This window comes from Arcicella sp. LKC2W (genome assembly GCF_034931005.1).
GTDB lineage: Bacteria > Bacteroidota > Bacteroidia > Cytophagales > Spirosomataceae > Arcicella.
The window spans coordinates 108,594-127,636 of record NZ_JAYGIN010000004.1 but is presented as its reverse complement, the minus strand read 5'-3'; the positions used below and the strand labels follow the sequence as shown (position 1 = coordinate 127,636).

Genomic DNA, 19,043 nt, shown 5'->3' with positions numbered 1-19,043 from the left:
TTATGAGAAAAAAACATGGTCTAAGAAATTTATAGTGGATTAAGATAGGAAAAAGATTGAACGAAGGCTTACTACTTCGTTTTCAAACGTTTAACTTCTTTCCTTAGGCTTTTCATTTCTTTGTCTTGTTTAATTACATAAAGTGTCAACTCTTCAATTTTACGTAACATCGTAGCTTGCATTTCCGCAAAATCAATTCCTTTTTCGCTTACTTCCTGAGCTGATGGGACGTTTGGCAGGTGTTTATTTTCAAGGATAAATTTTTCTACATTACGAAGAGATGCCAATTTATAAGATTTGTCAAAAACGTAATCTGCCCAAAAACTTGAGCCACTTACTGCAACTCTAACTCTTTCAGCTAAAATTCCCTTTGAAACATACAAACTATAAGGATTATTGGCAGGAATGGTAAGACCAGTTCCGATACTAATGCTATTTGCAGCAGTTGAAGCGTTGTTGTTATTATCAATCGTCCAGACACTTGCACCAGCAGGAATTGTAGGAATTGTTGGCATACTACCCAATACAGCGTTACCGTCTGCATCGAGGGTTAAAACTTTAGTTGGAACAACAGACGTTGCGGTATTTGAGTTAATTCCTGAAAACTTTAAACCGCTTCCAGTTCCTTCAGAATCAATAATAAGTTTATTTTTAATCGTAAGTGGTTGGCTCGTTTGAGCAATTGTGGCAAAAGATAACCCAGAGAAAGAGAGGGCAATAACGTAAAATTTTAATTTCATTTTGTAGGTATTTTGAATGATTTGTAAAAACCCTCAATAATACCTACAAAATAAATGTATAGCAACAGATATGAGTTTTGATTTTGACCGTTTAATAAATCCGATTTATTCTTCTAAAAAGTCTAAATCTTTGCCATGTGTTTCTGGAATGGTGAAAATAGAATAAAATGCAATAGCAAAAGCAATGATACCTACGATAGCGGCTGCATCAAAAATACTCATTGAGGGTTTTAAATAGGCAAAAAGAGAGGTCATTCCGATAACTGCACCTCTTACCATATTAGGAATCGTAGTTGCGGCAGTGGCTCGTAAATTTGTACCAAATTGTTCTGCACCAATCGTTACGAACATTGCCCAATATCCAACTGAAAAACCTGCAAAAACACACGTTGTATATAAAGCTGTGGCTGTTTTTATGCCAGCATATAGATATACAATACTACAAATTAGAGATAGAAAAAGAAGAATGGCAACCGCCTTTTTTCGAGATTTTAGGACTTGGCTAATCACGCCACTTGATAAATCCCCAAAGGCAAGTCCGATATAACAAAACATAATGGCTTTTCCTGGTTCGATGTTTTCTTGAATGCCCATTGCCTTTCCAAACTCATTGGCAAAAGTGGCTAAAATACCAATCACAAACCAAGTTGGAACACCAATAGCAATACACTTTAAATATCTACTCAAACGGTCTTTATTGGTAAAAAGAGCAAAGAAATTTCCTTTTTGAATGTGTTTTTGTTGTTTCAAACTTTCAAACATTCCAGATTCAAAAACACTAATACGAAGTAATAAAAGGGTGATTCCGAGTCCTCCGCCTACAAAATAGGCATTTCTCCAACCACCAAATTCTTTCACGGTGAAATAAGCAACAACCGCCCCGAATAGTCCTACTCCTGCTACTAAAGATGACCCCAAAGCACGTAATTCTTTTGGTAAAATTTCTGAAACCAAGGTGATTCCAGCCCCTAACTCCCCAGCTAAACCTACACCCGCTACAAAACGCAAAAGTGCATAAGTTGTAGGGTCTTGTACAAATCCACAGGCAATATTAGCAAGCGAGTAAGTGATAATTGACCCAAAAAGTACCGATAAACGTCCTTTTTTATCGCCTAAAATACCCCATAAAATACCGCCTAATAATAAACCGCCCATTTGCCAGTTGATAATATCCTTACCGACAGAGGAAATTTGTTCTTCGTTCAAGCCCAATTCTTTCAAACTCGGCACTCGAACAATTCCGAATAAAAGGAGGTCATAAATATCTACAAAATAGCCTAAAGCGGCTACAATAACGGGAATACTGAAAAGATGTTGGATAGTGGTTTTATTTTTCATAATTATTATGTGTTTAGTAGAGACGTTGCCTGCAACGTCTTCTGTACCCGAAACCCCTGATTTATTCAGAGGACGTTGCCTTGTTGTGTTCAGAGGACGTTGCCTTGTTGTGTTCAGAATACGTTGCCTTGTTGTGTTCAGAATACGTTGCCTTGTTGTGTTCAGAAGACGTTGCAATTATCCCTGATTTATTCAGAAGACGTTGCCTTGTTGTGTTCAGAAGACGTTGCAGGCAACGTCTCTACATGAAAAAAAATATTCTCATTTCTTGTTTTACCATTCTAAGGGCTTCGTCAGAAGAATTTACTCCTTTGTTCATCACTACCTCAAAAATTCGTTTCGAAAGTTCTAAAGATGGAGCTTCAGGAGCTAAATCTTTAGCAGATAAATTGATTAGGGCAACGGTTTCGTTCATGGCATTTTTGATAGTTGTCCATGCTTCATCACTCATATAAACCTGTTGTGATAGGTTATGAGAAAATTCTTCTCTAATTTCGGTGAGCATTAATTGTTGAAAATCGGTCACATTTACGGCTCTACCATTCAAACGAATCAACAAATTATTTGGTGAAATTCTTTCCAAAAATAAAGCCATTCGTTCATACGCTTGTAAACGTATTGGAAGTAAAGTTTTGGTCGTTTCGGCTTTAATATCTAATTCTTTTTGAACTAAATCTTTCTTGATAAAGGAGCTGACTGTCAAATACATAGCCCACAATACTAATCCAGCGGGAAGGATAACTTTTAATAAATCGGTAACTAATTCCATTGTGTAAGGGTTAATTAATTTTAGTTTTTAGCTTTCGATGTACAAATCGGTATTACGAAAAGTCATTAGCTTAGAAAATCAAAAATAGTTAATTTTAGTGGTGAAAAGAATGTAGTTATGACAGAATTGAAAATAAATCCCATAGATATTACCGATAAAGCAAAAGAGCAAATTAATAATGCCCTGAAAATCAAAGGTATTCCCGAAAATTACTTTCTAAGAATTGGTTTGAGAGGAGGTGCTTGTAGTGCTACTTATTTTATTGGTTTTGATAAAATGGAAGACAATGACGAACTTCACCAAATTAATAATCTAAATATTGGTTTATTAGTAAAAAAACCCCATTTGATGTATTTGATGGGCGTTGAGTTGGATTTTGAGGAAGAAGGAAACGGATATACGTTTAATAAGTTGTAGGGTTTATGGTTAAAGAGTATATGAGTAAAGGGTATATTAATCCAGAAAGGTTGTTCGTTAATATAAATTATTCCTACACTTTTCTTATTTCCCTTTTCCATCACTTTTAAGCCTTCCCAATAACTCTTTAATTTTAAAGAATGAAAATAGCTGCTATTGACATCGGCTCGAATGCCGCCCGTATGCAAATCTCGAAAGTCTTGGAAAATGACGGAAAGATTAGTTTTAAGAAAGTTGAATATGTCCGTTTTGCCCTTCGTTTAGGTCATGATGTGTTCAATGAAGGAGAAATTAGTCCAGAATCAGAAGTCAGGATTTTTAAATTATTAAATGCCTATAAGCTCTTGATGGACTTACATGAGGTGAAAGATTATCTCATTTGTGCAACGTCTGCCATGCGTGAGGCGGGTAATTCAGATGCTGTTATCACTCGTATCCATAAAATATTGGATATGAAAATCCATATCATTGAAGGGACAAAAGAAGCTGAACTTATCAATGATGTAGTGGTACAGGCTTTGGACGATGCCAATTATTTACACATTGATGTTGGTGGAGGTTCAACGGAATTAAATATTTATTCAGGACGTAAGAAAATTGCTTCTCGCTCGTTTAAAATTGGCTCTGTTCGGACTTTAGAAAACAAAGAAAAAGAGGGTGATTGGGAGAAAATGAAAAAATGGGTAGAAGGAAATATTGATGTCAAAACGGCTAATATTACGGCAGTTGGTACAGGTGGAAATATTAATAAATTATTCAATATTTCAACACAACACGAGGACGCAACATCCATGTCTTATGAAGAATTGAAACGCATAAAAGAATATGTTTCAGGTTTTACTTACGAAGAACGTATTAATAAACTTCGTCTGAATGCAGACCGTGCTGATGTTATTGTTCCCGCTGCTCAAATTTATCTTTCAGCTATGAAATGGGCTGGAGCAAAGAATATTTTAGTGCCTGATTTAGGGTTAAAAGACGGTATCATTAAAATGGTTTACGAGAAAATTCAGAATCGTAAAAATAAATAATAAGTGTCATTCCCGAGATATAGAAAAAGCACAGACTAAAAGTTAAGTCTGTGCTTTTTAATCTTCTTGAGGTCTTATTCTTCCTCTTCTTCAGTAGCCTCTTCACTACTTTCTTCCTCTTCACTACTTTCTTCCTCTTCATATTCTTCTTCTTCTTCCTCTTCCTCTTCATATTCTTCTTCTTCTTCCTCTTCCTCTTCCTCTTCATATTCTTCTTCTTCTTCTTCCTCTTCTTCTTCCTCTTCTTCTTCCTCTTCTTCTTCCTCTTCTTCCTCTTCTTCTTCCTCTTCTTCTTCCTCTTCTTCTTCCTCTTCTTCTTCTTCCTCTTCTTCTTCCTCTTCCTCTTCTTCTTCCTCTTCTTCTTCCTCTTCCTCCTCATATTCTTCCTCTTCATACTCGGCTAAAATATCATCATATTGACCTGTGCCTTCGTATTCTAATTCGTCATATTCTTCGGTAACTTCTTCGTCATATTCGTAAATGTCAATAAATTCCCAAATATCAAAAGCCTTATAATCGTTCTCTTTATAGAAAATATAATCTTTGCGGTCATATCCTCTTCCATTATCAACTACTGATTTTTTGTCATCAATCCATGTATCATCAGATTCTGGGATTGGCGTTGTACGTCCAAAAATCCAGCAATCTCCCAAATTGAATTTATTGCTAATCAAATACTCGTAAGGCATATAGCAATAACCTTTATCACCCCATTTTTCACCCCAAGAGTTACGCACAATAAACATTTTATCTACATCAGAATATCCAACACAAAGCATAGCGTGTAAACCATGCGCACTTCTTGATGCTTCGTCAGGAGATGGCATAGGAACAACCCCTTTATTTTTTGTACATGAATCAAAAGAAGGAAATAAAGCAACTCCAAATACAATTGGATAGCCATCTGCTAAACATTTTTTCCATTCTTCCAACTTTACAGGTACAAATTTCTTCGTCTCAATTTTGAAATCTGCCGCCACTTCGTAAGATTTTTCATGCGGTTTTTCGTTTACTTTTTTAGCATCATAAGGCCAAGTAGATTCCTTACAAGCTCCAATTTTCATTAAACTATCAACGGCATATTGAATATGGCTTCCAGCATCTTTGATAGTGTTACCAGCTCTTAAACGAGCATTATAATAGATAAATAAACGGCTTACATCAAATGCTTTTTTGGCAAGATATTTTTTGGCTAAATACTCATAAGCACCTGCTACGGCATTGGCGGTGCAACTGCTAAGACGTTGTTGGTCTTCAACTTGGGTCATGTGCGAACGCAAATCTACTTTGGGTGGCATCTCTACATTTTTCAATTTTGAAGAAGCCTTATACTTTTCAGCATCTGCACTTGGAGCAAGGTATTCGTACCCTTTGATTTCACGGTCGCTACCGCCTTGTTGCTCTAATTTTAAACTCATTGTGTTAAATTGATGGTTATACACCGACTGGTGTTAGTGATAATAAAATTTGGAAAATTGATACAGGAGATTTTACCTTTTAATGTCAATTGGAGAGGTTGTGTGGTTAGTTACAAGTCGATTTTAATTAAAAGGTTAAGCAAATAATGGTTTTTTTTCTCAAATGTCTGTAATTCATTTGGATATTTTTTAAAACAGGAAAAAAGATTATTAAGCGGTCAAAATACAATATTTGCTATCGCTTCAATTTTATCATTCTTTCATACCCAATTCATATCAGAGACGGACAACGAATATTTTGAATAAATGTAACTTTGCCATAAATATTTAGGGCTAAAGGTTTCATATTCAAGCTCATCAACAAAATATTCAAAAACAATCAGTGAAAAAAATATTTATACTACTCTCCATTTGTTTGGGAAGTCTGAGCGTATCTGCTCAAAAAATTAATGAAAAATACCAATATCATATCAAAAGAGCTACCAGTAGCATTCGGGTTGATGGTAAATTGGATGATGCAGAATGGCAACGCTGCGAAACAACTCAGGACTTTTGGATGATGACCCCAGCCGATACCTCAAAAGCCAATTGTAGAACAGAAGCCAAATTTACTTACGACGATAATTTTCTCTATTTTTCTGCCATTAATTATCAAGCAAAGGAAGGGCCTTATACGGTTGAGTCCTTAAAAAGAGATTTTAATTTTGGATTGAATGATAATTTATGGCTTATTCTCGAACCATTTAATGACCTTACGAATGGTTGGGTTTTTGGTACAAATGCTGCCGGGGCTCAATTTGATGGGCAAATTGGCGATGGTACCAATTTGAATGCCAATTGGGATAACCGTTGGAGTTCGCAGACTTCTTTTGATGGGAAAAAGTGGATTTTGGAAATGGCAATTCCGTTTAGTTCGCTCCGTTATAAAGCAGGAGAAACTAATTGGGGAATGAACTTGAGTCGTTTGGATTTAGGCTCGAATGAAAAGTCAACTTGGGCTCCCATTCCCCGTCAATTTTTCTCAATTACGCTTGCTTATACAGGTACACTCGTTTGGGATAATCCACCGCCAACTCCCAAAACAAATATTTCAATTATTCCCTATTTATTGACTGGCGTAAACAAGAGTTTTGAGAAAAATGAAGATGCCGTTATCAGAAAAGATATTGGTGGAGATGCGAAAATTGCTATTACGCCATCGCTAAATCTTGACCTGACGGTGAATCCAGATTTCTCGCAAGTAGATGTTGACCAGCAAGTTACAAACCTCAATCGCTTTGAATTATTCTTCCCTGAACGCCGTCAATTTTTTCTTGAAAATTCGGATATTTTTAACAGTTTTGGGAGTGAAGAAACTCGCCCCTTTTTCTCTCGCCGAATTGGTTTAGGAACGCCTATTCAATACGGAGCAAGATTGAGTGGGAAATTGGATAATAACTGGAGAGTGGGGCTTCTCAATATCCAAACAAGTGCCAATAAAGACACTTCGGTCGGACTTCCAACCTATAATTATTCGGTCTTGGCTTTGCAACGAAAAGTGTTCTCTCGTTCCAATATTAGTATGATGATTGTCAATAAAGAAAGCGTTGGTTTTGGCGTTGATAATGCTCGTAAGGGATTTACACAATATAGCCGTAATGCCGTTATTCAGTATAATTTGGCTTCAAAAAGTAATAAATGGTCTGGGAAAATTGCCTTGATGAAATCTTTTGCTCCTGACCAAAATACGGATGATTTTACTCAACATCTCAACCTTTCTTACACCACTCGTGAATGGACTATTTCGTCCGTTTTTACTCGTGTGGGAGAAAATTATCGTGCAGAAGTCGGTTTTGTTCCACGTCGAGGTTATCATTATTTTAGCCCGTCTATTAGTTATACTTTTTATCCTAAAAAGACTGATAGCAAGATTGTCTCTCATGGACCAAAATTGATGGCTTTTATGTATAAAAACAATCGAGAAAATGTACCATTAAACGAAACTTTATCATCGGATAATGCTAATACAGAAGCTGTTATCTACAACTTTACTTTTAGAAGTAGAGCTTTATTTGAGATTTGGGGAGGAAACGATAATACCATATTATTTTCACAATTTAATCCAATAAATCCGTATAAAAATGAATATTATGTGAAAAATAGGAGTGAGCATTCTTGGACATCTTGGGGAACCAGTTTTACTTCAACACCACGTAGTTTATTGACCTATGGATTCAATACTCGTTACGGAGCGTATTACGGAAATGGTACACGTCTGCGGTTAAATGCTCAATTGGGTTATCGCTTTCAGCCTTTTGTAAGTATTTCATTGTCAGGTGAGTACAATAAGATAAAAGACGTAAATTTATTTGATAAACAAACAGATAAACCTGTTGTGGCAGGGACAGATTTTTGGTTAATTCAGTCGAAATTTGATATAACTTTTACGAATAAATTATTTTGGACTACTTATTTTCAGTATAATGAACAAGTCAGTAATGTCAACTTAAATAGCCGTATTCAGTGGAGATACAAACCTGCTTCGGATATTTTCTTGGTATATTCTGATAATTATTTACCCCAAAATTTAGGCATCAAAAATCGTTCAATTGTGGTGAAATGGAATTATTGGTGGAATATTTAGTTAAGGGTTGTAATGAGTTATGAGTGAAGGGGTAAAATATTAACCCTTCACTCATAACTCATAAACTTTTCACCCTTTACTCCCCACTCTCTTTATCAACTCCTCCGCTGCCATTCTACCCGTTTCTGCTCCGCCATTCATGTAGCCTTGTGAGGTTTTGCTACAATGTTCTCCTGCAAATAAAATACTGTTAATTGGTTCGCCTTCAACTCCACCCAAAGCCGTTTGTTGCCCAACCGTCATACAAGCGTAACTACCTTTGGCAAGTGGTGCATTTCCCCAATTAAACACACCTTTTTTACCGTTAAATTGTTCTTTAAAATTAGGGTAAATCGTATTCAAATGATTTACAAAACCATCAACACTATTATTGTTAAGCTCTTTTCCCATTTTTCCACCCGTAAAAATTGAATAGCCACCTGCACCAGTATTTTGATTTTGCATTTGTGAACTGTCCCAACCATTGTGGATTAAATTACTCAAAACGTAACCCGAAAAGCCTTGTTCACGCCATAAACGATTTTTCATGCCCAAGAACATTTTTGAGTTAGTTCCGTAAGATAATTCTTTGATACATTTCTCCTTTTTAGGCGACATATCCACGTTCATTTTCACTTCTCTCAATACTGAAAAAGGAATCGTCATAATGACAAAATCTGCGAAAATTTGCTTGCCATTTTGGAACACCAATTCATATTCCATTCCCTTTTCGGTGAGAGCCTCCAATTGATAGCCCGTTTCAATATTTTCTTCCAAAGTTTTGGCAAGAGCATCCACCACTTTCTGATTTCCACCAATGACTTTATAGCGTTCATCGCTTGTGCCGTAAATATCAAAACTGGTTGAACTATTGGTATTTAGAAGCGTTAAAAATGCTAAACACGACTGAATATCAGATTCTAAACCCATTTCAGACGTGTAAGAAATTCTTAATAAATTGTATAACCAGCCCGAAATACCAATTTTTTGCAAATATTCATCTAACGATAATTTATCCAAAGCCACCAAAGCGGGGTTTTTAAAGTTGTTTGTAGCTACTAAATCAGCGTCTTTTTTGATGATTGCAACGTAAGGTTTAATCGCTTCAATCAAAGATTTATCGTTAATTCTGTGATTGTCAAAATAATAATCATGTTGGATTAAGCCTTTTTTTACTTCCTCTGGGGCTTGCATATCCAATAATCCTAAATTGAATTCTTTGCATAAATCCAACATATCTTTATGCGAAGAATCAATAAATTCTCCGCCTAATTCAGTCGTGATTCCATCTGCTAAAAGTCCAGTAGCACTCATTATTCTACCGCCTGTTCGTTTGGCTGCTTCATAAATAGTTGGTGTAAAACCTGCTTTTTTTAGATGATGAGCCGCATTTAATCCTGCAATTCCACCGCCAATAATAGCGATTTTGATGCCTTTTCGAGTTACGCAACTTGTTAAATTTGTTGTTATAAAAGCACTTGCTGAGACAATTGATGCTGTTTTTATGAAATTTCTACGAGAATTGTCAATAGTGAACTCTTCTGGTTGGGCTTCTAAAAATGCTTTTCTGAAAAGTCTTAAAATGGGAGATTTCATAGGATAATTGGCAGGAAAATTTTGGTATGAATTTGATTTTATATCGAAGTTAAATATCTTTTTTGGAACTATCTACAACTTGTCGCAACCGTTAGTACACAGATGACACTGATGTTCCAGATTTAAACAGATTTTTTATTTATCCATGTTAATCGGTGTAATTTTTAATATCTGTTACAGACGGCGAGTCTCATCTGTGTGCCATTTTTTCGTCTTGCGACTCTTTTTGAGATGATAATTGAATTTCAGCGTTCTTTTGTGAATTGCAGATACATAATCATTGAATTGCACGTTTCTAATCGTAAATTTATGTTTAATTATTCAAAATGGTTGGGTTTTTGTCTTTTTAAAATATATTGTGTTATTTCACAATGTCCAAATAAAAATCGAATTATTAGTTTCCAAAACAATCAAACGTGAACAAAATTTTAGGAATAATTCCCGCTCGTTATGCTTCCACTCGTTTCCCTGCCAAGCCCCTTGTGGATATTGGAGGGAAATCTATGATTCAAAGAGTTTATGAACAAGCCTCGAAGTCAAAATCGTTGGCAAAAGTGGTGGTAGCAACGGATGATGAGCGAATTTTTGACCATGTTCAATCGTTTGGAGGTGAGGTAGTTATGACTTCCACAAAACACCCAAGTGGTACGGATAGATGTTTTGAAACGTTCCAAATTGTATCAAGAAATGAGCGGAAAAAACAGGGGAAATTATACCGAAAATACGATTATGTGATTAATATTCAGGGAGATGAACCCTTTATTCAACCTGAACAAATTGATATTTTAGCGGCTTGTCTGACCGAAAAAACGGAGTTAGCAACACTTGTGAAGCAGATTGAAGACGAACAAACGCTATTTAATCCGAATACGCCAAAAGTCGTTTTTGACAATAATCACGAAGCCATTTATTTTACTCGACAAACCGTTCCGTATTTGCGTGGAATTGAGAAAGAAAAGTGGCTTGATGCTCATGATTATTATAAACACATTGGTATTTATGCGTATCGAGTGGATGTTTTGAAGAAAATTACCAAACTTCCAATGGCACTTTTAGAGCGAGTAGAGTCGTTGGAACAACTGCGTTGGTTAGCGAATGGCTTTAAAATAAAAATTGCCGAAACTCCTTACGATAGTTTCGGCATTGATGTTCCTGATGATTTGGTGGAGGCTTTGAAAAAACTTACTTCATTTGAAAAGTAATTCTTACCGAGTAAGATTGTTTTATTTTTTCAACCTTTATATCAGTATTGAAATTTCCGTAGCCTACTTTAGCTTTATACGAGGGTAAAAGGTCTAAAGCAACGAACTCTTCTTCAAGAGTTGCGGATAAATTATAAAACTTACTTTCTTGAATTAAAATAATATCTCCGACCTTTTTTCCTACACTTTCTGCAATGGAAGAAGCCTTTTGTTTTGCGTCTTGTATTGCTTTTATTCTCAACTCTTTTTCAATTTCCGACTTCTTTTGGGTTGACTTTTTATTCATTGATGTTCCCGATAAACCCAATTTATCTAATTTGGGAAGCAGGTTATTAATGTCGTTAACGGAGTTGATTCTTAGCACATAATTTCTACTTTCTAAGAAGCTATTAGGCTTACCAGTAGGATTATAATTCCTCATCCCATTCACAGAATTAATCGTTAATCTATCTTTTTTGAAACCAAGTTCCTCAACTGCTTTAACGAGTACTTTCTCTAAAGTTTCAATGCTAACTTTTTCGTTTTCTGTTTTAAAATATTCCTGTAAATTAATGCTGTATTCAAAATAATCTGGAACAACTTCTATTTCAGCTTCTCCAACCACTTCAATTTTATTAATTGAATTTTGAGCCTTTAAAGCAAATGTTGATAAACAGATGGCACATAAAATCAAGATGACTTTTTTCATAGAGTTTTAATTTTAAAGTTTGTAGTGTTAAATATATTGAAAGGTGCTTAAAGCCATCATTAATTTACTTTGCCGTCAAATAAACAAACGGAATAATACATTCCTCCAATGACACGCCGCCGTGCTGAAATGTGTTTCTGTAATGACTTACATAATGGTTATAATTATTCGGATACGCAAAGAAATAATCTTCCATCGTAAATACGTAAGACGTTGATACATTGACTTTTGGTAAGAAAAAACGCTCAGGTTTACGACAAACCAAAAGGTGAGAAGCATCGTCCCAATTTAAGTTTCTGCCTTGTTTATATCTCAAATTAGTATTCACCGAACGGTCGCCCACAATTTTTACAGGGTTTTGTACACGTATCATTCCGTGGTCAGTGGTGATGATTAAACGACCTTTTTTATCCGATATTTTCTTTAATAAATCAAACAAAGGCGAGTGGTTAAACCAGCTTGCCGTTAAACTTCTATAACCAGATTCGTCGGGAGCTAATTCCTTAATCATCGCCATATCAGTACGTGCGTGCGAAAGCATATCTACGAAATTATAGACAATGACGTTTAAATGATTTTGCGATAATTTAGTAAAATTTTCCACTAAATTCTTCCCTTGATTATTGTGAATAATCTTGTGATACGAAGATTTTACGGCAAAAGGCATTCTACTTTTACGCAGTTGTTCTTGGAAGAAAAACTCTTCGTGTTGGTTAAATCCTTCTTCATCTTCGCTATCGCCAATGTCTTGTACCCAATGTTTTGGGTATTGTTTTTCAATTTCAGAAGGCATTAAACCCGAGAAAATAGCATTACGAGCGTAAGCCGTTGTGGTTGGTAAAATTGAATAATAAACCGACTCTTCTTCCACTGAAAAATAATCTTGAATAAGTCCTTCCAAAATTTTCCATTGGTCAAAACGTAAATTATCAATCAGTACAAAAAATAGGGGAGAGTCCTCTTTCAACAAAGGAAAAACCTTTTTACGCATCAATTGATGTGATAAAACAGGTTTATTTGCTTTAGGTTCGTTGAGCCATTCTTCGTAGTTTTCGGTGATAAATCTTGAGAAATTAGCATTGGCTTCGGCTTTCTGCATATTCATTACTTCCGCCATCGACTTGTTTTCGGTGCGGTCAATTTCTAATTCCCAGAAGAGTAGTTTTTTATAGATTTCAGCCCATTCAGTGTGGTCAATGCGGTCTTGATATTGCATCGCCAATTGTCTAAATTCCTGCTGATACGAAAGATTTGTTTTCTCTTCTTCTAAACGTTTTTTATCTAAAATTTTCTTGACAGAAAGTAGTATCTGGTTGGGATTCAGGGGTTTAATTAAATAGTCGGCAATTTTTGAACCGATTGCTTCTTCCATAATATCTTCCTCCTCCGACTTCGTAATCATCACTACGGGCAGATTGGGTTTCAATTGTTTGATTTTTGGAAGCACTTCTAAACCTGTCATTCCAGGCATATTTTCATCTAAGAAAACGACATCAAACTTCTTTTTTTCAACTTCTTCCAAAGCATCCGCTCCAGAATTTACAGGTGTAACGTCATAACCTTTTTGGGTAAGAAACATGATGTAAGGTTTGAGCAAATCTATTTCATCATCTGCCCAGAGTATTGAGTATTGCATAATTTTCCGATGTTCGTTTTCTGATATTTTGATTAGAGTTTTAAGATTTAGAAATTAGGTATTCAATACGAAATCCTAATTTCTAAACCTTGACTCCTATTTTAAACTAATGCTAAAGGTCTGGTTTTATTGTCTGCCTAAAGTTAATTAATGTTAAATCGTTTCGTATTATTCTTCAAATTTTGGTACGCTACTATTCACACGAATGTAATTTCCTTCCGTTGAAGCATTGTGTCCAAAACCACAATCATAAGCATCTTCCATGAAATCTACCCTTGCTCCATTTTCTAAAAATGTAATTTTAAATTTACATTTCCCGTATTCTTGATTGCTGTAAACGGCTTGGTTATTAGCGTATTTCAAAACTATTTTTTCAACCGATGCTAAATTATAGGCTGGGGCAGCGGTAACATTATTAAAACTGATAGCAATTTTATCATTTCCGATTTGTTGCACTAACATTTCACCTGCTCCACCTTCTTCGCCAAACGAGTATCTGTATGTTCCTGTTACACTTTTTAAAACTTTTCGAGGAATACTTTGCTCTTGGGTTTTGCTTAACGCTAATGACAAATCTTTAGCATTGACTTTAATGGCATTCCATGTTCCTTTTATTTTGTCACCTTTCATCTCTGCCGAATATATACCCGTAGCTTGTCCATCAGGCATGAGTTCGTGAAGAAAGAGGGTATTTTTAGACTGATAACCAATTACCGAAATAGGAATCCCTTTTTTCTTATAGACAACATTCCCTAAAACTGTTCCACCGTCGAAATTTAGCGTTAGAATAATGGGGATTTTACCGTTAATATTACCATCGAAGGTTTTTTGCGTAATTGTTTGCGAAAAGGATAAACTGCTGATTAAGAGGGTTATAAGTGTCAGGATTCTTTTCATGTCAACGTTGGGGAAGTTTAATGTATAGTGATTTGCTATTGGTGATTTGAAAATTGGTTATTCTCAAAGTATTATGTTTTCAGAGGTTAAACAAATTTCCAGTTACCAATAACTACTAAATCAATTTAAGAATTTTCTTCTAAAACCACGCCATTCTCACATTTCATAATGCGGGCGGGGAATTTTCTAATCATGTCAAAGTCGTGAGTTGCCATTAAAATAGCCGTTCCTGCTTTGTTGATTTCGTGGAAAAGTTTAATGATTTGTTCCGAAACTTCGGGGTCAAGGTTTCCTGTTGGTTCGTCAGCAAAAAGTATTTGAGGTTCGTTCAATAACGCTCGTGCAATAACGACTCTTTGTTGTTCCCCTCCCGAAAGTTGGTGCGGCATTTTGTCTCGTGCGGGAGCCATACCCACTTGCATTAATACTTCCGCAATACGAGATTTCATTTTGGCACGGTCTGTCCAACCGGTTGCTTCCAAAACCCAAAATAGATTTTCATAAACATTTCTATCCATGAATAACTGAAAATCTTGGAAAACTACGCCAATTTTACGACGAAGAAATGGTCGGTCTGATGCTTTTAACGTTTCAATTTCATAACCAACCACTTTTGCTTTTCCCTGTTGAAGCCATAAGTCGGCATAAAGTGTTTTTAGGAGTGAACTTTTGCCACTTCCAGTTCGTCCAATCAAGAAAACGAATTCACCTTTATTAATCGAAAAATTAACGTCATTTAAAACGATGCGGTCTTTCTGATAAATAAAAGCATTGTGAATAGTAACGATTGGTTCGGAAGTAAACATGGTCTATTAATTATGAATTTTAAATTAGAAAATTAAAAGATAGTGACAATTTTATCAATTTTCATCACAATCAAAGTTAAGTATATCTATCAAGATTTGAAAATACTAATCAGCCTACAAACAAAAAACTCCGTAATTTATTGTTACGGAGTTTTTTCAGAGAATGTACAAAGTATTATGTATTAAGCCTAAAGCAAACAAGTTTGGGAATGTCTTAATACTTAGTACTCGATACTTTCAATTATGCGTTTGCTTTTGCGTGGTCAGCTAAAAATTGCTTCAAACCATTTTCTGTTAATGGGTGCTTCAACAACGCTAAAATAGCAGAAAGTGGACCTGTCATTACATCAGAACCGATTTCAGCACATTTAATAATGTGAATTGGGTTACGGATTGATGCTGCTAAAATTTCAGTATCAAAACCATAATTATCGAAAATAGTACGGATTTGCTCAATTAAATCAATTCCGTCATATCCTGTATCATCTAAACGACCAATGAAAGGCGACACATAAGTAGCACCTGCTTTTGCTGCCAAAAGAGCTTGACCTGCTGAGAAAATTAATGTACAGTTCGTTTTAATTCCTTTTTCAGAAAAATATTTAATTGCTTTAATACCGTCTCTAATCATCGGGATTTTCACAACAATTTTCTCATCTAATTCAGCTAATTCTTCACCTTCACGAATCATTCCTTCATAGTCAGTTGCAATAACTTCTGCTGAAACATCACCATCTACGATGTCACAGATAGCTTTATAGTGTTTCAAAACGTTATTTTTTCCGCTAATACCTTCTTTTGCCATTAATGAAGGGTTAGTCGTTACTCCGTCTAAAACACCAAAATCATAAGCTTCTTGAATTTCAGCAAGATTTGCTGTGTCAATAAAAAATTTCATAATAAAATTGTACCTCCAGCCCCAGTGAAGGAATTTGGTTAAAAATTTGGTAAGTCGTGGGGTAAATGACCTATATAATGATTTTACTAATGCAAAATATTAAATTGTGTTAAAATTACACAATCTTGTTATATTTCAGAAAAATCTTTGATTATTCTTTTTTTAATAAATTCTGAATAATAGAAATTAGAATATATAAAAATATAATTAAAGGAACGGCTACAAATTTCAGCAAAATCAATAGCAATACCGAAAGAATCAGGAAAATATATTTGATTTGGTTTTCTGCCCAACCAAAATTCTTGAATTTCAAGGCAAAAAGGGGTAATTCTGCCACTAAAAGATATGACATAATGATTGAATAAATTACCAACACATTGAAATTGAGAATGTAAGCACTATATGCTGGATGGTACATCAAAATTAATGGGAATGATGCTACAACCATTCCATTGGCTGGCGTTGGAACACCAATAAACGAATGACTTTGACGAGTATCGACATTAAACATGGCTAACCGTAAAGCAGAAAAAACAGCTAAAGCAAGGGCAATATAAGGTTTGTAAAAACCAAATGCTCCGACAGTACAAGTGCCTGATGTACAACTGTTTTCAATCAGTTTCAGCATCATCAAAGCGGGTAATACACCAAAAGTAACCATGTCTGCCAATGAATCTAATTCTTTACCAATTGGAGAAGTTACATGAAGCAAACGGGCAATAAAACCATCAAGCCAATCAAAAATAAGGGCTGCTCCAACGAGTATCGACGCATTGGTAAGGTTTCCTTCAAATACTTGTATGATTCCGAATATTCCACAAATTAAATTACCGCAAGTCAGGGCATTGGGAATGTGTCTTTTTATTTCGTTCATTTTATGCCTTAACGTAAGGATTATTTTTCTTTTCGTAACCAATAGTTGTAACTCCTCCATGACCGGGGAAAACAACCATTTCGTCGTCAAGGGTATATAGTTTGGTTCTGATACTGTTTTCTAAGTCGGGAAAACTACAAAGAGGAAAATCTGTTCTGCCTACACTTCTTTTAAAAAGCACATCGCCACTGATACAAATATTTTCTTCTTTGTTGATGAAAGCCACATGACCAGGGGCGTGTCCAGGAACGAAAAGGATTTCTAATTCAGTATTTCCGAACTTGATAATATCGCCTTCTTCAATAAAAATATCTACTTCCGAACCTTCATAATTTGGGAATTCATAATATTCGGCACGAGCCGCTGCATTTTGTAATACTGGAAGGTCTTTTCTGTGTAAATGTAGTTTTACGCCAAAGGTTCTTTTTACGTACTCATTACCCAAAACGTGGTCGATATGTGCATGAGTATTGAGTAAATGGACGACTTTAAGTTGTTCATTATCAATAAAATCCTTCAGAAATTTACGTTCTTCATAATTATGACAACCTGGGTCAATAATGACACATTCTTTGGTTTCGTCAGTAAGAATGTAAGTGTTTTCCGAGAAAGGATTGAAAGTAAATGTATGGACTTGTATCATTTTGCAAAAGTAATCAAAAATAAGAGTTTAGATAGAACTCAAATTTAACCAATTAAAAACATGGTTGGTTTTTTGTGTAAATCAGGTTTTTTATTTTTCCAATCAGCAATAGTTTTTGTTTGAATCATTTCATCACTCCCTGTAACATTACAAGCAATACATAATAAGGTTGTGGGCTGACAAATATTCAATAAATCTTCTAAAAATGAATTATTCCGAAAGGGCGTTTCCATAAAAATCTGAGTCTGTTCTTTCTTAGATTCATTTTCTAAGGCTTTAATTTTTTTCGAGCGTTCAATTTTATCAATCGGCAAATAACCGTGAAAAATAAATGATTGTCCCGAAAAACCAGAAGCCATCAATGCCAATAGGATAGAAGAAGGGCCAACTAAAGGCATTACTTTAACGCCTAATTGATGAGCCACTTTTACTGCCAATGCACCTGGGTCAGCCACACCAGGGCAACCTGCTTCTGACATAATACCGATATTTTGTCCACGAGGCACGGCATCAAAATACTTACGTACCTCACTGATAGAAGTATCTTTTGTCAATTCGAAGAAATGAAGATTATCAATGACTTTGCCAATTTTTAAGTCGCTAATAAATCTCCGAGCAGTACGGAGATTTTCTACGAAATAATAATCAGTACGAGTAATTGCCTCTTTGATTTGGCTTGGTAAAACGGTTTCGCTGGTTTCAGGAGCGAGTATGGTTGGTATTAAGTATAACATATTTTAATGTATTACGATTTTCCAAAATCGTGAAAGTTGAAATCATAAAATTAAAAAGCATATTTAGGGTTTAGATAATTGAATTCCCAGTCTTCCCATTTTTCTACTAAACCTATTTTTACTGGATTATTTAGTGTGTAGCGAATAATTCTACCTAATTCTTCTCCATTACGAACAATTCGGTCGTAGTTTTCATCCTGCCAAACGTCTCCACTTTTACCTAACTTTTTATTTATCATTCTGGCAGAAAATCCCTTTATCGACTGCATAATTTTATTTATAGGATAGTTTCCTTGAATCATTTTAAAAACCAAATGAAAGTGATTTGACATGATACAGAAACAAATGAGTTCATATTTTTTATCGGTAGAATTAAAATGAAAAAATGCGTTGGCTACTATTTGAGCTAATTCTGGTTGTTTTAACCATGTTGGACCATGCGTTTCGTTATCCATTAAATGGTCATATTTTCCAAAATATTTTCGATAAAGTTTGTCTTTTTGCTCTTTTTTTTCTGTTTCTGAGAGATTCAAATCATTTTCTATCTTTAACTTCTCTAATGCCTCCGCCTCCTGTATTTGTTGTACTACCAATGCAGGCAACGTTCCATCAAGCCTACCTGTTATAAAATATTCAACATGGTTTTTGGAGTAATCAGGAAGATTCCTTCGATAAAAATGTTTTAAATGTTGGTGTAACATATTGAATTGTTTTAAGTGTATCACGATTCTCCTGAATCGTCCAAAGTTTTCTA

The 19,043-nt window shown here is 35.2% G+C and carries 18 protein-coding genes; 4 read left to right on the top strand and 14 right to left on the bottom strand.

From position 1 onward, the window contains the following. Positions 1-71 precede the first annotated feature (71 nt). The 3 genes from VB796_RS04090 to VB796_RS04080 all read right to left on the bottom strand — a co-directional run bounded on the left by VB796_RS04090 (position 72) and on the right by VB796_RS04080 (position 2,847). Entirely contained in the window at positions 72-740 is a 669-nt protein-coding gene (locus VB796_RS04090; RefSeq protein WP_323345238.1) for a hypothetical protein, read from the bottom strand. A gap of 105 nt (positions 741-845) precedes the next feature. Next, on the bottom strand, positions 846-2,078 hold the full coding sequence (locus VB796_RS04085; RefSeq protein WP_323345237.1) for an MFS transporter: 1,233 nt from the start codon (positions 2,076-2,078) through the stop codon (positions 846-848). A gap of 241 nt (positions 2,079-2,319) precedes the next feature. After that, positions 2,320-2,847 carry a hypothetical protein gene (locus VB796_RS04080; RefSeq protein WP_323345236.1) on the bottom strand — a complete coding sequence of 176 codons (528 nt, stop codon included), beginning with the start codon at positions 2,845-2,847 and terminating at the stop codon, positions 2,320-2,322. 117 nt (positions 2,848-2,964) lie between these two features. Here VB796_RS04080 and VB796_RS04075 point away from each other — a divergent pair, with 117 nt between their 5' ends. Beyond that, on the top strand, positions 2,965-3,264 hold the full coding sequence (locus tag VB796_RS04075) for a HesB/IscA family protein (protein ID WP_323345235.1): 300 nt from the start codon (positions 2,965-2,967) through the stop codon (positions 3,262-3,264). Positions 3,265-3,404: 140 nt separating this feature from the next. Then, positions 3,405-4,295: a phosphatase gene (locus tag VB796_RS04070; protein ID WP_323345234.1), complete on the top strand. Its 891-nt coding sequence runs from the start codon at positions 3,405-3,407 to the stop codon at positions 4,293-4,295. Positions 4,296-4,369: 74 nt separating this feature from the next. Here the strand turns inward: VB796_RS04070 and VB796_RS04065 are convergent, their stop codons facing one another. Further along, on the bottom strand, positions 4,370-5,713 hold the full coding sequence (locus VB796_RS04065; protein WP_323345233.1) for a C1 family peptidase: 1,344 nt from the start codon (positions 5,711-5,713) through the stop codon (positions 4,370-4,372). 382 nt (positions 5,714-6,095) lie between these two features. On the opposite strand from VB796_RS04065, the gene VB796_RS04060 reads away from it, so the two are divergent. Continuing rightward, positions 6,096-8,336, top strand: coding sequence for a DUF5916 domain-containing protein (locus VB796_RS04060; protein ID WP_323345232.1), 2,241 nt, complete (start codon positions 6,096-6,098; stop codon positions 8,334-8,336). 69 nt (positions 8,337-8,405) lie between these two features. Here VB796_RS04060 and VB796_RS04055 read toward each other — a convergent pair whose 3' ends face one another. After that, the gene (locus tag VB796_RS04055) at positions 8,406-9,911 is read right to left on the bottom strand and encodes an NAD(P)/FAD-dependent oxidoreductase (protein WP_323345231.1); all 1,506 of its coding nucleotides are present in this window, start codon (positions 9,909-9,911) and stop codon (positions 8,406-8,408) included. Positions 9,912-10,327: 416 nt separating this feature from the next. On the opposite strand from VB796_RS04055, the gene kdsB reads away from it, so the two are divergent. Further along, positions 10,328-11,113 carry a 3-deoxy-manno-octulosonate cytidylyltransferase gene (kdsB, locus tag VB796_RS04050; protein WP_323345230.1) on the top strand — a complete coding sequence of 262 codons (786 nt, stop codon included), beginning with the start codon at positions 10,328-10,330 and terminating at the stop codon, positions 11,111-11,113. Here kdsB and VB796_RS04045 read toward each other — a convergent pair. The 9 genes from VB796_RS04045 to VB796_RS04005 all read right to left on the bottom strand — a co-directional run bounded on the left by VB796_RS04045 (position 11,094) and on the right by VB796_RS04005 (position 18,990). After that, entirely contained in the window at positions 11,094-11,801 is a 708-nt protein-coding gene (locus tag VB796_RS04045; RefSeq protein ID WP_323345229.1) for an SIMPL domain-containing protein, read from the bottom strand. The two genes, kdsB and VB796_RS04045, sit on opposite strands and share 20 nt — an antisense overlap. Before the next feature lie 64 nt (positions 11,802-11,865). Continuing rightward, complete coding sequence (locus VB796_RS04040; RefSeq protein ID WP_323345227.1) at positions 11,866-13,437, bottom strand: bifunctional response regulator/alkaline phosphatase family protein; 1,572 nt, start codon at positions 13,435-13,437, stop codon at positions 11,866-11,868. 168 nt (positions 13,438-13,605) lie between these two features. Next, positions 13,606-14,334, bottom strand: a complete 729-nt coding sequence (locus VB796_RS04035; protein ID WP_323345226.1) for a hypothetical protein — start codon at positions 14,332-14,334, stop codon at positions 13,606-13,608. 125 nt (positions 14,335-14,459) lie between these two features. Then, complete coding sequence (locus VB796_RS04030) at positions 14,460-15,140, bottom strand: cell division ATP-binding protein FtsE (protein WP_323345225.1); 681 nt, start codon at positions 15,138-15,140, stop codon at positions 14,460-14,462. 241 nt (positions 15,141-15,381) lie between these two features. Further along, a complete protein-coding gene (fsa, locus tag VB796_RS04025; protein ID WP_323345224.1) occupies positions 15,382-16,038 on the bottom strand; it encodes a fructose-6-phosphate aldolase in 657 nt (218 codons plus the stop codon). A gap of 151 nt (positions 16,039-16,189) precedes the next feature. Then, a complete protein-coding gene (gene pssA, locus VB796_RS04020; RefSeq protein WP_323345223.1) occupies positions 16,190-16,912 on the bottom strand; it encodes a CDP-diacylglycerol--serine O-phosphatidyltransferase in 723 nt (240 codons plus the stop codon). A gap of 1 nt (position 16,913) precedes the next feature. Next, a complete protein-coding gene (locus VB796_RS04015) occupies positions 16,914-17,555 on the bottom strand; it encodes an MBL fold metallo-hydrolase (protein WP_323345222.1) in 642 nt (213 codons plus the stop codon). 44 nt (positions 17,556-17,599) lie between these two features. Continuing rightward, on the bottom strand, positions 17,600-18,289 hold the full coding sequence (locus VB796_RS04010) for an SAM-dependent methyltransferase (RefSeq protein WP_323345221.1): 690 nt from the start codon (positions 18,287-18,289) through the stop codon (positions 17,600-17,602). 50 nt (positions 18,290-18,339) lie between these two features. After that, positions 18,340-18,990, bottom strand: a complete 651-nt coding sequence (locus VB796_RS04005; RefSeq protein WP_323345220.1) for an REP-associated tyrosine transposase — start codon at positions 18,988-18,990, stop codon at positions 18,340-18,342. Between the last annotated feature and the right edge of the window lie 53 nt (positions 18,991-19,043).

Coding starts and splice junctions, on each gene's coding strand:
- VB796_RS04090 (WP_323345238.1), bottom strand. CDS start 740: ATGAAATTAAAATTTTACGTTATTGCCCTCTCTTTCTCTGGGTTATCT.
- VB796_RS04085 (WP_323345237.1), bottom strand. CDS start 2,078: ATGAAAAATAAAACCACTATCCAACATCTTTTCAGTATTCCCGTTATT.
- VB796_RS04080 (WP_323345236.1), bottom strand. CDS start 2,847: ATGGAATTAGTTACCGATTTATTAAAAGTTATCCTTCCCGCTGGATTA.
- VB796_RS04075 (WP_323345235.1), top strand. CDS start 2,965: ATGACAGAATTGAAAATAAATCCCATAGATATTACCGATAAAGCAAAA.
- VB796_RS04070 (WP_323345234.1), top strand. CDS start 3,405: ATGAAAATAGCTGCTATTGACATCGGCTCGAATGCCGCCCGTATGCAA.
- VB796_RS04065 (WP_323345233.1), bottom strand. CDS start 5,713: ATGAGTTTAAAATTAGAGCAACAAGGCGGTAGCGACCGTGAAATCAAA.
- VB796_RS04055 (WP_323345231.1), bottom strand. CDS start 9,911: ATGAAATCTCCCATTTTAAGACTTTTCAGAAAAGCATTTTTAGAAGCC.
- VB796_RS04045 (WP_323345229.1), bottom strand. CDS start 11,801: ATGAAAAAAGTCATCTTGATTTTATGTGCCATCTGTTTATCAACATTT.
- VB796_RS04040 (WP_323345227.1), bottom strand. CDS start 13,437: ATGCAATACTCAATACTCTGGGCAGATGATGAAATAGATTTGCTCAAA.
- VB796_RS04035 (WP_323345226.1), bottom strand. CDS start 14,334: ATGAAAAGAATCCTGACACTTATAACCCTCTTAATCAGCAGTTTATCC.
- VB796_RS04030 (WP_323345225.1), bottom strand. CDS start 15,140: ATGTTTACTTCCGAACCAATCGTTACTATTCACAATGCTTTTATTTAT.
- fsa (WP_323345224.1), bottom strand. CDS start 16,038: ATGAAATTTTTTATTGACACAGCAAATCTTGCTGAAATTCAAGAAGCT.
- pssA (WP_323345223.1), bottom strand. CDS start 16,912: ATGAACGAAATAAAAAGACACATTCCCAATGCCCTGACTTGCGGTAAT.
- VB796_RS04015 (WP_323345222.1), bottom strand. CDS start 17,555: ATGATACAAGTCCATACATTTACTTTCAATCCTTTCTCGGAAAACACT.
- VB796_RS04010 (WP_323345221.1), bottom strand. CDS start 18,289: ATGTTATACTTAATACCAACCATACTCGCTCCTGAAACCAGCGAAACC.
- VB796_RS04005 (WP_323345220.1), bottom strand. CDS start 18,990: ATGTTACACCAACATTTAAAACATTTTTATCGAAGGAATCTTCCTGAT.